14 protein-coding genes are annotated in these 13,305 nt (G+C 70.1%); 12 read left to right on the top strand and 2 right to left on the bottom strand.

Annotated elements, in window-relative coordinates; genetic code table 11:
* Positions 1–106 precede the first annotated feature (106 nt).
* Positions 107–1,390 (bottom strand): dicarboxylate/amino acid:cation symporter, encoded by a 1,284-nt coding sequence (locus EO081_RS14715; protein ID WP_129342941.1) that lies wholly within the window; start codon positions 1,388–1,390, stop codon positions 107–109.
* Positions 1,391–1,461: 71 nt separating this feature from the next.
* Here EO081_RS14715 and glmM point away from each other — a divergent pair, with 71 nt between their 5' ends.
* The 7 genes from glmM to EO081_RS14680 all read left to right on the top strand — a co-directional run bounded on the left by glmM (position 1,462) and on the right by EO081_RS14680 (position 8,014).
* Complete coding sequence (gene glmM / locus EO081_RS14710) at positions 1,462–2,802, top strand: phosphoglucosamine mutase (RefSeq protein WP_129342939.1); 1,341 nt, start codon at positions 1,462–1,464, stop codon at positions 2,800–2,802.
* Positions 2,802–3,026 (top strand): DUF1272 domain-containing protein, encoded by a 225-nt coding sequence (locus EO081_RS14705; RefSeq protein ID WP_129342937.1) that lies wholly within the window; start codon positions 2,802–2,804, stop codon positions 3,024–3,026. Before glmM ends, EO081_RS14705 begins: the two co-directional genes overlap by 1 nt.
* 2 nt (positions 3,027–3,028) lie before the next feature.
* Entirely contained in the window at positions 3,029–4,216 is a 1,188-nt protein-coding gene (gene thiD, locus EO081_RS14700) for a bifunctional hydroxymethylpyrimidine kinase/phosphomethylpyrimidine kinase (protein ID WP_129343324.1), read from the top strand.
* Positions 4,209–4,817, top strand: a complete 609-nt coding sequence (locus EO081_RS14695) for a ribonuclease HII (protein WP_129342935.1) — start codon at positions 4,209–4,211, stop codon at positions 4,815–4,817. The genes thiD and EO081_RS14695 overlap by 8 nt, the downstream gene beginning before the upstream one ends.
* Positions 4,818–4,999: 182 nt before the next feature.
* Complete coding sequence (locus tag EO081_RS14690) at positions 5,000–6,130, top strand: site-specific DNA-methyltransferase (RefSeq protein WP_129342933.1); 1,131 nt, start codon at positions 5,000–5,002, stop codon at positions 6,128–6,130.
* Positions 6,131–6,231: 101 nt separating this feature from the next.
* Positions 6,232–7,326 (top strand): dihydropteroate synthase, encoded by a 1,095-nt coding sequence (folP, locus tag EO081_RS14685; protein ID WP_129342931.1) that lies wholly within the window; start codon positions 6,232–6,234, stop codon positions 7,324–7,326.
* Positions 7,327–7,363: 37 nt separating this feature from the next.
* A complete protein-coding gene (locus tag EO081_RS14680; RefSeq protein ID WP_129342929.1) occupies positions 7,364–8,014 on the top strand; it encodes a hypothetical protein in 651 nt (216 codons plus the stop codon).
* 1 nt (position 8,015) lies between these two features.
* Here the strand turns inward: EO081_RS14680 and EO081_RS14675 are convergent, their stop codons facing one another.
* Positions 8,016–9,446, bottom strand: coding sequence for a sigma-54-dependent transcriptional regulator (locus EO081_RS14675; protein ID WP_129342927.1), 1,431 nt, complete (start codon positions 9,444–9,446; stop codon positions 8,016–8,018).
* A 110-nt stretch (positions 9,447–9,556) separates the two neighbouring features.
* On the opposite strand from EO081_RS14675, the gene EO081_RS14670 reads away from it, so the two are divergent.
* From EO081_RS14670 to EO081_RS14650, 5 genes are all read left to right on the top strand, one after another.
* Positions 9,557–9,712 carry an aa3-type cytochrome c oxidase subunit IV gene (locus tag EO081_RS14670; protein ID WP_240697699.1) on the top strand — a complete coding sequence of 52 codons (156 nt, stop codon included), beginning with the start codon at positions 9,557–9,559 and terminating at the stop codon, positions 9,710–9,712.
* Positions 9,712–10,842 (top strand): Re/Si-specific NAD(P)(+) transhydrogenase subunit alpha, encoded by a 1,131-nt coding sequence (locus EO081_RS14665; RefSeq protein ID WP_129342925.1) that lies wholly within the window; start codon positions 9,712–9,714, stop codon positions 10,840–10,842. Before EO081_RS14670 ends, EO081_RS14665 begins: the two co-directional genes overlap by 1 nt.
* 10 nt (positions 10,843–10,852) lie before the next feature.
* Entirely contained in the window at positions 10,853–11,374 is a 522-nt protein-coding gene (locus tag EO081_RS14660; RefSeq protein WP_129342923.1) for a nucleoside 2-deoxyribosyltransferase, read from the top strand.
* Positions 11,375–11,389: 15 nt separating this feature from the next.
* The gene (locus tag EO081_RS14655) at positions 11,390–11,689 is read left to right on the top strand and encodes an NAD(P) transhydrogenase subunit alpha part 2 (protein WP_129342921.1); all 300 of its coding nucleotides are present in this window, start codon (positions 11,390–11,392) and stop codon (positions 11,687–11,689) included.
* 98 nt (positions 11,690–11,787) lie between these two features.
* Entirely contained in the window at positions 11,788–13,305 is a 1,518-nt protein-coding gene (locus tag EO081_RS14650; protein WP_129342919.1) for an NAD(P)(+) transhydrogenase (Re/Si-specific) subunit beta, read from the top strand.

Raw genomic sequence — 13,305 nt, 5'->3', positions numbered from 1 at the left:
ACCGTATCCCCGCGCAGACGGGGATCCAGCGCCCAGCCAGAACCACGGCCGGATCCTGAAGCCCCGCGCTCCCGCCTTCGCGGAAGCACGGAAAGCTGCCTGGGTGCTACCGCCCCGAAACCACCTCGCCGGCGAGCAGCGCGTCCGCTTCCGTCCGCACCGCACCGCCGGCGACCCGCTCGGAGATCACGCTGGTGACGGCCAGGTTCATCGTCACGTTGCCGAGCGTGCGGACCAGGTCGGGGAAGGTCTCCACCGCGACGAGCAGCGCGAGCGGCTCGACCGGCACGCCCATCGCGATGCCGATCGGCGCGATCGACGAGACGAAGCTGATCTGGCCCGGCAGGCTCGCCGCACCCATGGTCGTGATCGCTCCGGCGGCGATGCCCGCGGCGATCTGCCCGGCGCCCAGGTGCACGCCGAAGACGTGCGCGACATAGACCGCGACCGCGACGTTCATCGCCGGGCCGGTCGCGCGGAACAGCGCGACCGCCATCGGCAGCACCACGCCGGAGGTGGCGACGGGCACCCCCGCCTCTTCGGATCCGCGCAGCATCGCCGGCAGCGAGGCGAGCGACGACTGGGTGCTGATCGCCACCGCCTGCGCCGGCGCGGTCGCGCGCAGGAAGCGGCCCAGGGACACGCGTCCGCCGAGCATCGCCAGCGGATAGGCGAGCAGCCACACCACCATTCCCACCGCCATCACGATCAGCACATAGTGCACCAGCGCGCCGAAGGCGGCGGTACCCGCCCGCGCGCCGACGACATAGCCGAGCGCGAATACGCCGAGCGGCCCCAGCCACAGCACCCAGCGGATGACGATCAGCATCGTGTCGGCCAGCCCCTGGAACAGCCGCACCAGCAGCTGGCGCGGATCGCCCGAGAGCCGGGTGAGCGCAAAGGCGAACACCAGGGTGAAGAGGATCAGGGGCAGGAACTGGTCGTTGGCCGCGGCCGCGATCGGGTTGGTCGGCACGATCGCGACCAGGAACTGGGTGAAGGGCGGAACCTCCGCTGTGGGGCCGGCCTGGCCGAAGGTGCCGCGCAACGCGCCGGCTGCCGTGTCCGACAGCGGGAACCAGTCGAGCAGCCCCAGGGTGACGCCTGCGCCCAGTGCCGAGGAGGTCCAGAGGATCACCACGAACAGCAGGATCGACCGGGTTGCGATCCGGCCGGCGCGCGCCGCCTCGGCGGTCTGGGCGACGCCGGTCACCAGCAGCGCGACCACCAGCGGGACGATCGTCATGCGCAGCGCGTTGAGCCAGGCGGTGCCGATCGGCTCCGCCCAGGCGATGCCCGCGACCGCGGTGCCGGGCGCCTGGGCGGCGAGGATCACCCCCAGCGCCAGCCCCGCCACCAGTCCGGTCAGAATACGCGCCGCTTGCGACATGCTCGCCCTTCGTCAAAACGCGCGCTATCCACGCCGATCACGAGCGGCACAACCTGAGGGCAGCTGAGCCGATGGCAAGAAAATATTTCGGCACTGACGGCATTCGCGGCGCCACCAACCGGTCGCCGATGACCGCCGAGATGGCGATGAAGGTCGGCATGGCCGCCGGCGCGCACTTCCGCCGGGGCGACCACCGCCACCGCGTGGTGATCGGCAAGGACACGCGGCTGTCGGGCTATATGCTCGAAAACGCGATGGTCGCGGGCTTTACCTCGGTCGGCATGGACGTGGTGCTGGTGGGGCCGATGCCGACGCCGGCCGTCGCGATGCTCACCACCTCGATGCGCGCCGACCTGGGTGTGATGATCTCGGCCAGCCACAATCCCTACGCCGACAACGGCATCAAGCTGTTCGGACCGGACGGCTTCAAGCTCTCCGACGCCGACGAGGCGGCGATCGAGGCGTTGATCGACGGAGAGGTCCCGCTCGCGCCTTCGGCCGAGATCGGCCGCGCCCGCCGCGTCGAGGACGCGCGCGGCCGCTACATCCACTTCGCCAAGTCCACCTTTCCCGAGGAACTTCGCCTCGACGGGCTGAAGGTCGTGGTCGATTGCGCCAACGGCGCCGCCTATCAGGTCGCCCCTTCCGCCCTGTGGGAGCTGGGGGCCGAGGTGGTGGCGATCGGCGTCACGCCCAACGGCAAGAACATCAACGACGGCGTCGGCTCGACCGCACCCGCCACGCTCAGCGAAACCGTGATCGGGTCCGGTGCCGCGATCGGCATCGCGCTCGACGGCGATGCCGACCGGCTGATCGTGGTCGACGAGACCGGGCGCGTGATCGACGGCGACCAGCTGATGGCGACCATCGCCGCCGGCTGGGCGCGCCAGGGCCGACTCAAGGGCGGCGGCCTCGTCACCACCGTCATGTCCAACCTCGGCCTCGAACGCCATCTCGCCGCACAGGGGCTGGGCATGGTGCGGACCAAGGTCGGCGACCGCCACGTCCTCGAGAAGATGCGCGCATCCGGCTACAATGTCGGTGGCGAACAGTCCGGCCACATCATCCTGTCCGACTATGCGACCACCGGCGACGGGCTGGTGGCAGCGCTCCAGGTGCTCGCCGAGGTTACCCGCGCCGGCGCCCCGGCCAGCGAGGTTCTGCACCGCTTCGACCCGCTGCCCCAGCTGCTCCGCAACGTCCGCTTCGCGGGCGGCAAGCCGCTGGAGGACGTGCGCGTCACGGACATCATCACCGCGGCCGAGGCCGAACTGGCCGGTCGCGGCAGGCTGGTGATCCGCCCGTCGGGCACCGAAGCGGTGATCCGGGTGATGGCCGAAGGCGACGATCGCGCGCAGGTGGAGGCGGTGGTGACGCGCATCTGCGACGCCGTGCAGAAGGCGGCCGCCTGATGCTGGAGATGCGCCCCGATTGCGAGCGCTGCGGCGCGGACCTGCCCGCCGACCAGGGCGGCGCGTTCATCTGTTCGTTCGAATGCACCTTCTGCGCCGAATGCGCGGACGCACTGGACGAGCATTGCCCCAATTGCGGCGGCGAGCTGCTCGACCGGCCCGCCCGCGTCGGCAGGGCGCTGAAGGAAAATCCTGCCTCCACCGAGCGGCGGCACCGCGCGTGACGATGCCACGCATCCTGATCGTCGCCGGTTCCGATTCGGGCGGCGGCGCCGGCATCCAGGCCGACCTGAAGACCGTCACCATGCTCGGCGGCCACGGCATGACCGCGATCACCGCGATCACCGCCCAGAACACGCTCGGCGTCGACGGCGTCCACCCGATCCCGACCGAGATGGTGCTCGCACAGATGGACGCGGTCGTTGCCGACATCGGCGTCGACGCGATCAAGATCGGTATGATCGGCTCGGCCCGCACCGCGCTCGCGCTCGCGGAACGGCTCGAGCAGCTGCCCGGCGTGCCGGTGGTGCTCGACCCCGTCATGGTGGCGAGCAGCGGCGCCCGACTGGCGGACACCGCAACCATCGCCGCGTTCGAGCGGCTGATGGACCGCGCCACGGTGGTCACACCCAATATCCCCGAGCTGGAAGCGCTCGCCGGCGCGGCCCTCCCGACCGTTGAGACGCGGGCGGACGCCGCGCGCCGGCTCGCGGCGACCCACGGCTGTGCCGTGCTGGCCAAGGGCGGCCATGACAACGGGCCGACGGTGATCGACCGGCTGTACCCGGCGGAAAGCGGCGCCCCGCCGGTGCTGGAATGGAGCGATCCCCGCATCGACAGCACTGCGACGCACGGCACCGGCTGCACCCTCTCCACCGCCATCGCCTGCGGCCTCGCCGGCGAGTGGAACCTTGCCGAATCGGTCGCGCGCGCCCGCCGCTTCGTGCGGATCGCGATGCTGGGGGCGGAGCCGCTGGGCGACGGCCACGGCCCGATGGCGCAGCAGGGCGTCCGGCTCGATCTCAACGCCAGCCGCTGGTCGCCGATGCTCAACCAGGTCACGGTGCCCGCCACCGATCTTCCGGCAAGCGAGCGCTTCTACCGCATGCTCGGCCTCCGCCAGATCGTCCGGTCCAGCCGGCGCTATGCCCGGTTCGAGAGCGAGGGGGGCGCGACCTTTTCGATCGAGATGGCGGAGGGCACCGACCGCCCGACCGTCTATTTCGAGGTGGGCGACCTCGACATCGCCGTGCGCTACCTGCGCCAGCAGGGCATCGCCTTCACCCAGGAACCGGTCGAGCAGCCCTGGGGCTGGCGCGAGGCGCGCCTCACCGATCCCGCGGGCAATGCCGTCTGTCTCTACCAGGCTGGCGAGATGCGGCGGTTTCCGCCATGGCGCATCGCAAATGCCTGATTACTCTCATGAACGCCTGCATCCCGGCCCCGTCGCGGGCGTGGACGAGGCCGGCCGCGGCCCGCTCGCCGGCCCGGTCGTCGCCGCCGCGGTGGTGCTCGACCCCGAATGCATCCCCGACGGCATCGACGATTCCAAGGCGCTGACGGCGCTGCGCCGCGAACGGCTGTGCGCGGAAATCCTCGCCTGCGCCAAGGTCGGCATCGGCATCGCCAGCGTCGAGGAAATCGACAGCATCAACATCTTCTGGGCGACCATGCTGGCGATGCACCGCGCCGTGGATGCGCTGGGGGTCGCGCCCGGCATGGTGCTGGTCGACGGCAACCGCTGCCCCGACTGGCCGCACCCCTCGCGGGCGCTGGTCGGCGGCGATGCGCTGTGCCTGTCGATCGCGGCTGCCTCGATCGTCGCCAAGCACCACCGGGACACCATCATGATCGAGGCCGACGCCCGCCATCCCGGCTATGGCTGGGCGTCGAACAAGGGGTATTCGGCCAAGGCGCACCTGGAGGCGCTGAAGGCGCTCGGGCCCACGCCGCTGCACCGCCGCTCGTTCGCGCCGGTGGCTCAGGCCTGGCTGCCGCTGGAAAGCGTCGGCTGAGTCCTTTGCGCCACACCCACCAGTGGTGGGGCGTGGCGGCGGATATGGACTCAACATCTTCGGTCGGGGCGCGTTGCCGCGCATCTCCGCGGAATCGCGGGGGAATCTGGTAAACAAATGTTTGCTTGACCCGACTCCGCCGATCCGCAGGATCGCGCGCAACAACAAGGGGGCGTGAATCGATGGGGGTGCTGGAGAAAGTGCGGGCGCGGTCGCCGAAGACGGCGGCGGAACCGCGCGCGGCGCTGCCGCTCGACACCATCCTGCAAGGCGACTGCATCGCGCACATGCGCGCGCTGCCGACCGCGTCGGTCGACATGATCTTCGCCGACCCGCCCTACAATCTCCAGCTGGGGGGCGACCTCAACCGTCCGGACGGCAGCCACGTCGACGCGGTCACCGACGCATGGGACAAGTTCGATTCGTTCGCGAGCTACGATCGCTTCACCCGCGACTGGCTGGCCGAGGCGCGCCGCATCCTGAAGCCCGACGGCACGATCTGGGTGATCGGCAGCTACCACAACATCTTCCGCGTGGGTGCTGCGATCCAGGACCTGGGCTTCTGGATCCTCAACGACATCGTCTGGCGCAAGGCTAACCCGATGCCGAACTTCCGCGGCACCCGCTTCACCAACGCGCACGAGACGCTGATCTGGGCGTCGATGGGCGAGAAGTCGAAGTACACCTTCAACTACCGCAGCATGAAGACCCTCAACGACGAGCTCCAGATGCGCTCCGACTGGGAATTCCCGATCTGCGGCGGGCCGGAGCGGCTGAAGAAGGACGGCCACAAGGTCCATCCCACCCAGAAGCCGGAAGCGCTCCTCTACCGCGTACTGCTGGCCGCGACCCATCCAGGCGACGTGGTGCTCGACCCGTTCTTCGGCACCGGCACCACCGGTGCGGTCGCCAAGCGCCTGGGCCGGCGCTGGATCGGCATCGAGCGCGAGGGCGTCTACATCGACGCCGCCACCCAGCGCATCGCCGAGGCGCTGCCGCTCGACGAATCCTCGCTGCGCACGATGCAGGCCCCCAAGGGCACGCCGCGCGTCGCGTTCGGCACGCTGGTCGAAAACGGCATGGTAGCACCCGGCATGGTGCTGACCGATGCCAAGCGCCGCTTCCAGGCGGTGGTGCGCGCCGACGGCTCGCTCGCCTGCGGCGTGGAAAGCGGCTCGATCCACAAGCTGGGTGCCACCCTCCAGGGTGCGCCCTCGTGCAACGGCTGGACCTTTTGGCACCACGAGCATGAGGGCCGGCTCCAGGCGATCGACACGCTGCGCCAGACGTACCTGCTGGCGACGCAGCCGTAAGGCTTCTCCCGGTAGAGCAGTGCTCCTGCTTGCGCAGGAGCACGATCATGGATGGCGTCCTCCCGGTTGCAGCCCGCTCGCCACTGCGCGAAAGCAGGGACATGAGCCTGCCCCCGCCCGACGCCCACTTCCACTTACGGCCCGTCCAGCTTGTGGACACGCCGGTCGGCCTCGACGGCCAGGCCGCACGGCTGGCGGGGGGTATGCAATGGTTCGCCGCCTACGAGCTACTGGCGCCCAAGCTCCGCACGACCGTACCGCTGGCCGACTTCCCGGCCCTGCTGGAGCGGGTATCGAGCGCCCAGGCCGACCGCCTGCAACTGCTCCACACCCGCATCACCGCCCCCCGCGCGCCCATCGCCTGCGGCAATCGCGTGCTGCGCCTCGACCAGCCGCTGGTGGCCGGCATCCTCAACTGCACACCCGACAGTTTCTCCGACGGCGGCACGCACGGCAGCGATCCTGAAGCGATCGCCGCAGCCGGCCACCGCATGGCCGAGGCCGGCGCCGCGCTGATCGACGTCGGTGGCGAGTCGACCCGTCCCGGCGCCGCCACCGTCTGGGAAGGGGACGAGATCGCCCGCGTGGTGCCCGTGATCGAACGCCTGGCGGCAAGCGGCACCCCCGTCTCGATCGACACCCGAAAGGCCGCAGTCATGGAGGCGGCGCTCGCCGCGGGCGCGCACATCGTCAACGACGTGGCGGCGCTGCTGTTCGACCCCCGCGCGCTGGAGGTGGTGGCGCGCGCCGGCTGCCCGGTGGTGCTGATGCACTCGCCCGACCCGCAAAGCGGGGGCCATGCCCGCCCCGGCTATCGCAACGTCCTCACCGACGTGTTCGACTGGCTGGAGCAGCGGATCGAGGCGGTCGTCGCCGGCGGCGTCGGCCGCGCCAACATCCTGGTCGATCCCGGCATCGGCTTCGGCAAGTCGCTCGCCGAGAACCTCGCGCTGCTGAACGGCCTCGCGATCTTCCACGGCCTCGGCTGCCCGATCCTGCTGGGCGCCAGCCGCAAGCGGATGATCGGCGCGCTCGCCAACGAGGCGCCGGCGGACCAACGGCTGGGCGGCTCGCTCACGCTGGCGTTGAAGGGGGCCGAGACCGGAGCGCAGCTGATCCGCGTCCATGACGTGCCCGAAACCGTGCAGGCGCTGCGCGTCTGGCGCGGGCTGCGCGATACGGCGCTGGCGGGCTGAGGGGGGAGCCATTACGCTCCCGGATGGTTTCGGGGGCATGAGAAAGCTGATCCCCCTCGTGGCAGTGACCTGCCTCGCCGCCTGCGGCTCGGACCCTCAAGAGACCGCCCCCAACGCGACCGCGGCCGACGCAACCGCGCCCGTCGAGACGCCGGCTCCGGCCGCCACGGCGACGCCGCTGCCCGACCCGAGCGCCACCCCGGCTGCCGAGTCCAGCGCGACGGCCAGCACCGCCGCCGATGGCCGGGTGTCGCGCTACACCAGCCTGACCGACTGCCGGGTGGTACGCTCGGCCCCCGACGAGGCGGGCTTCTCCGAGTCGACCTGCCCGGGCATGGGCAGCTATCGGCTGAAGCTGGTCGAAGCGGACGGCCGCCAGAGCCTCAAGCTCGTCTCCGGCGGCAAGGAGCATGGCCTGGAGATGTCGTCGATCGCCGGCGGCGGCTTCACCGAGATTGGCAAGCGCATCGAGTGGCGCGGACGAGGGACGGATGGCGCTTTTCAGCCGGACGCCATGATCCTGCGCTACGACGTGGTCGAGAACTTCGACCAGCCGGGCCGCCCGACCTCCTATCTGCTGCCGGTCTCGCTGGAGCGCACGCCGTGCCTCACCGCCAAGATCCGCCCGGGCGCCGGCCAGAACGATCGCGCCCGCGCCGCAGCGGACGGTCCTGCCAAGTGCCTCTAGCTCACGCCGCGCTCTGGTCGATCCCCAGTTCGCCGAGCTTGCGGTAAAGCGTCGAGCGGCCGATGCCGAGCCGGCGGGCGACTTCGCTCATCCGCCCCCGATAATGGCCGATCGCGAGCCGGATCACATCGGCCTCGATCTCGTCGAGCGCGCGCAGGTTGCCGTCGGGCCGGAACAACGTGACCCCTGCCTCGGTGGGGCGCACCGGTGCGGGCCGACGGATCGTCTCCTCGTCGGAAAGCTGCGCGATTTGCGGGAAGTCGGCACGCGTCAGCGCGTCGCCCTCGCACAGCACCGCGGCCCGGAAGAGCGCGTTCTGAAGCTGCCGCACGTTGCCCGGCCAGTCGTAGCCGGCGAGCAACGCCAGCGCGTCGTCGGTGATGCCCAGCTGCCGCAGCCCCGGCTGACGGCCGATCCGCGCCAGGAGGTGGCGCGCGAGCGGGGCCACGTCGCCCGGACGCTCGCGCAGGGGCGGGATCGTCAGCTGGACGACGTTCAGGCGATAGTAGAGGTCCTCCCGGAAGCGCTCGGCCTCCACCTCGTCCGCCAGCGTACGGTTGGTCGCCGCGATCACGCGCACGTCGACGCTGCGCGCATAGGATGCGCCGATCGGCCGCACCTCCCCTGCCACGATCGCGTCGAGCAGCTTCGCCTGCACCGCGAGCGGCATCTCGCCCACTTCGTCCAGGAACAGCGTGCTGCCGTCCGCCTCCTCGAAGCGCCCGATGCGGCGTTCGAAGGCACCGGGGAAGGCGCCCTTCTCGTGCCCGAACAGCGCGCTTTCGATCTGGTTGGCCGGGATCGCCCCGCAGTTGAAGTGCACCATCTGGCGGCGCGCGCGCGGCGATGCGGCGTGGATTGCCTCCGCCAGCACTTCCTTCCCGACGCCGCTCTCGCCCTCCACCAGCACCGGCACGCGGGCGCGCGCGGCCTTTGCAGCGATCGCAAGCGCGGCGCGGAACTGGGGGGCCGATCCCACGACCTCGTCGAAGGCGAGCGGCATGGAGAGCTTCTCGGCGAGCGGCCGGAGTTCGCCCGCGTCCCCCGCCCCGGCCGCCGCGTCGAGTGCCGACAGCAGCCGTTCGGGAGCGAGCGGCTTGACCAGGAAGTCGCTGGCGCCCGCCCGCATCGCGGCCACCGCCTGCGCGACCGAGCCGTCGGCGGTCAGCATCAGCAGGGGCAGTGCCGGCCGGTTCCGGCGCAACGCCGCGATCAGGCCGGCGAGTTCCCTTTCCGTCTCCGGGAACCGATGATCGAGCAGGATCGCATCGAGCGCGAGCCCCTCCGGCGTCGCCAGCGTCTCCAGCGCCGAATCGACATCGTCCGCAAAGATCGTCCGCCAACTGCGTCGCGCTGCGATCACCGAAATCAGGCGGCGCTGCGCAGGGTCGTCGTCAATCACCATCAGCAGGCGCTGGCCGTTGCGCGTCATCCCCGACTCCCGAAGCCTCGTCGGGCCGTGGCTATAGCACGACGGTAAAGGCCGGCTTAAGCCCGCCTGTCGGCGGGGGTTGGCGGCTTCCGGCGGCGAAGCTAAGCTCCATGCAACAGCAGACGACAGGGGATCCGAGGATGGCCGGCAATGGCGACCTGAGCGCGCACAAGGATACGTACATTGGGTTCCTCACGCTGGTGAAATGGGGGACGATCATCGTGCTCCTGCTCGCCGCGCTGGTCGTCTGGCTGATCGCCGCCTGATGAAGATCGCCGTCCTGTCCGAAGCCGCTCCCGACGAGCGGCGGGTCTCCGCCACGGCCGAGACGGTCAAGAAGTTCGTCCAGCTGGGCGCCAGCGTCGCGGTGGAGGCGGGCGCTGGGCGTTCGGCCTCGGTCGCAGACGCCGACTATGCCGCCGCGGGGGCGACCCTCGGCAGCCGCGCCGAAGCGCTGGCCGATGCCGATGTGGTGCTGGCGGTGCAGGGCCCCGCGCCCGATTCGCTCACGGGCATCAAGCCCGGCGCCTGGCTGGTCGCCGGGCTCAATCCTTTCGGCGAGCGCGCGCGCGTCGACGGCTATGCCGCGCTCGGGATCGAGGCGCTGGCGATGGAGTGGATGCCGCGCATCACCCGCGCCCAGTCGATGGACATCCTCTCCTCGCAATCGAACCTCGCCGGCTACAAGGCGGTGATCGATGCGGCCGCGGCGTACGGCCGCGCCTTTCCGATGATGATGACGGCGGCGGGCACCGTCTCGGCCGCGCGCGTGTTCGTGATGGGCGTGGGCGTCGCGGGTCTCCAGGCGATCGCTACCGCCCGGCGCCTGGGTGCGCAGGTCTCCGCCACCGACGTACGCTCGGCGACGAAGGAGCAGATCCAGTCGCTCGGTGCCAAGCCGATCTTCGTGGAGAATGTCGCCGGCATCGAGGGCGAGGGTTCGGGCGGCTATGCCACCGAAATGTCGCCAGAGTATCAGAAGGCGCAGGCCGAACTGGTCTCCAGCCACCTCGCCAGGCAGGACGTGGTCATCACCACCGCACTGATCCCCGGCAAGCCGGCGCCGCGGCTGATCTCCGACGCGCAGTTGGCGACGATGCGCCCCGGCAGTGTCGTCGTCGACCTGGCCGTCGAGCAGGGCGGCAACGTCGAAGGCGCGGTCGCAGGCGAGGTGGTGGAGCGCCATGGGGTGCGCATCCTCGGACACCGCAACGTGCCGAGCCGGCTGGCCGCCGACGCCTCGGCGCTGTTCGCGCGCAACCTCTACAACTTCCTCTCGGCCTATTGGGACAAGGATGCCGGTCGCCCGGTGCTCCCGGACGAGGACGAGGTCACCCAAGGCATCCGCCTGACCCGCGCGGGCGCCGTGGTGCACCCTCGGCTGCTCCAGGCCTGAGGCGTCCTGCATGCCCGGGCGCCTCTACCTCGCCGGTCCGGACGTGTTCTTGGGCGACGCGCCGGCGATCGCCCGGGCCAAGCTCGACCTTTGCGCCACGCTCGGCTTCGAGGGGATCTTTCCGTTCGACGTCGAGGCGAGTCCCTCGGCCAGCGGCAGCTTCGAGCAGGGCGTCGCCATTTATCGCGCCAACCTGGCGCTGATGCGCTCGGCCGATGCGATTGTCGCCAATCTGACGCCGTTCCGCGGGCCGGGAGCGGATGCGGGCACCGCGTTCGAGCTTGGCTTCTTCGCCGCGCTGGAACGGCCGATCTACGGCTATTCGTCGAGCGGCGAGAATTTCGCGACGCGCATGCGCGCGCTCGTCGGCAACGATGCGACCGCGGTGGTGGAGGACTTCGGCCACCAGGACAATCTGATGCTCGGCGGCGCGGTCGCGTCGCACGGGGAATGGGTGACGGTCGCGGACGGGGACCCGGCAGCAATGGCGGCGTTCGAAGCGTGCCTGCGCGCAATCCCCGCGCGTAACTGACGAAAGGGCAAGGCCATGGACTTCGTCTCGATCCTGTCGATCTTCGTGCTGGCGTGTTTCGTCGGCTATTACGTGGTGTGGTCGGTCACCCCGGCGCTGCACACGCCGCTGATGGCGGTCACCAACGCGATCTCCTCGGTCATCATCGTCGGCGCACTGGTCGCCGCCGCCGCGGCCGGCGTGCCCGGCGCCAAATGGCTGGGGCTGCTCGCGGTGGTGCTGGCCAGCATCAACATCTTCGGCGGCTTCGCGGTCACCGAGCGGATGCTGGCGATGTACAAGAAGAAGGAACGGCCGGACGCCGTTCGCAAATAGATCGTCATCCCGGCGAAGGCCGGGATCCATCGCGCGGCAGGCGCAGGTGGAGAGATGGACCCCGGCCTTCGCCGGGGTGACGGGAAAAGGGGTTCAGGATGGAACACGGGACTTCGGTTAACCCCTGGGTGGCCTTGGCCTACCTGATCGCGGGCGTCTGCTTCATCCTCGCCCTGCGAGGCCTTTCGTCGCCCGCCACCAGCCGGCGCGGCAATCGCCTGGGCATGATCGGCATGACCATCGCGGTCGTCACGACTCTGCTGACGCACCTGCCGATCCAGGCCGTCGGCCTCGTCCTCGCCGACTCCAGCGGGGCGGTTGCGACGACGGGCCCGCTGTTTGCGCGCATCGAGATGCTCACGCTGCTGGAAATCCTCGCCGCGATCGGACTCGGTGCCGTCATCGGCCTCACCACCGCCCGGCGCATCGCGATGACGGCGATGCCGCAGCTGGTCGCCGCCTTTCACTCGCTGGTGGGCCTGGCGGCGGTGCTGGTCGCCTGCGCCGCCTTCCTCAACCCGGTCGCCTTCGGCATCGCCGAACTGGTGGTGCCGATGATCGGCCAGCCGTTCGCGGCCATCCACCCGGTCAGCCGCATAGAGATGACGCTGGGCGCCGCGATCGGCGCGATCACCTTCTCCGGCTCCGTGATCGCCTTCCTCAAGCTCAACGGTAGCATGTCGGGCAAGCCGATCCTGCTGCCCGGCCGCCACATCCTCAACCTGGCCGTACTGGGCGCGATCCTCGCCCTGATCGCCGGCTTTTTCGAGACCCAGGCACCGTGGATGTTCTGGGCGATCACGCTGCTCGCCTTCCTGGTCGGCTTCCTGCTCATCATCCCCATCGGCGGCGCGGACATGCCGGTCGTGGTGTCGATGCTGAACAGCTATTCGGGCTGGGCAGCCGCGGCGATGGGCTTCACGCTCGGCAACAGCGCGATGATCATCACCGGCGCGCTGGTGGGCTCGTCGGGCGCGATCCTGAGCTACATCATGTGCCGCGCGATGAACCGCAGCTTCCTGAGCGTCATCGCGGGCGGCTTCGGGGCCGAGAGCGGCGGCGCCAGCGGCGGCGAGGCGATCGACCGTCCGTGGAAGCGCGGCTCTGCCGAGGATGCGGCCTTCCTGATGAGCCAGGCGGAGCAGGTCATCATCGTTCCCGGCTACGGCATGGCGGTCGCCCAGGCGCAGCATGCGGTGCGCGAGATGGCCGACAAGCTCAAGGCGCATGGCGTGCGCGTCAAATACGCCATCCATCCCGTCGCCGGCCGCATGCCCGGCCACATGAACGTGCTGCTGGCCGAGGCCAACGTCCCTTACGACGAGGTGTTCGAACTCGAGGACATCAACGCCGAGTTCGCGCAGAGCGACGTCGCCTTCGTCATCGGCGCGAACGACGTCACCAATCCTTCCGCCAAGACGGACAAGAGCTCGCCGATCTACGGCATGCCGGTGCTCGACGTGGAAAAGGCCAAGACCGTGCTGTTCGTGAAGCGCTCGATGGGCGGCGTCGGCTATGCCGGTGTCGACAACCCGGTGTTCTATATGGACAACACCATGATGCTGCTCGCCGACGCCAAGAAGATGACAGAAGAGATCGTCAAGGCGCTCGATTGA

It is taken from the genome of Sphingomonas desiccabilis, assembly GCF_004135605.1.
In the GTDB taxonomy this organism is placed as follows: domain Bacteria; phylum Pseudomonadota; class Alphaproteobacteria; order Sphingomonadales; family Sphingomonadaceae; genus Sphingomonas; species Sphingomonas desiccabilis.
This window is presented reverse-complemented; position numbering and strand designations above follow the sequence as displayed.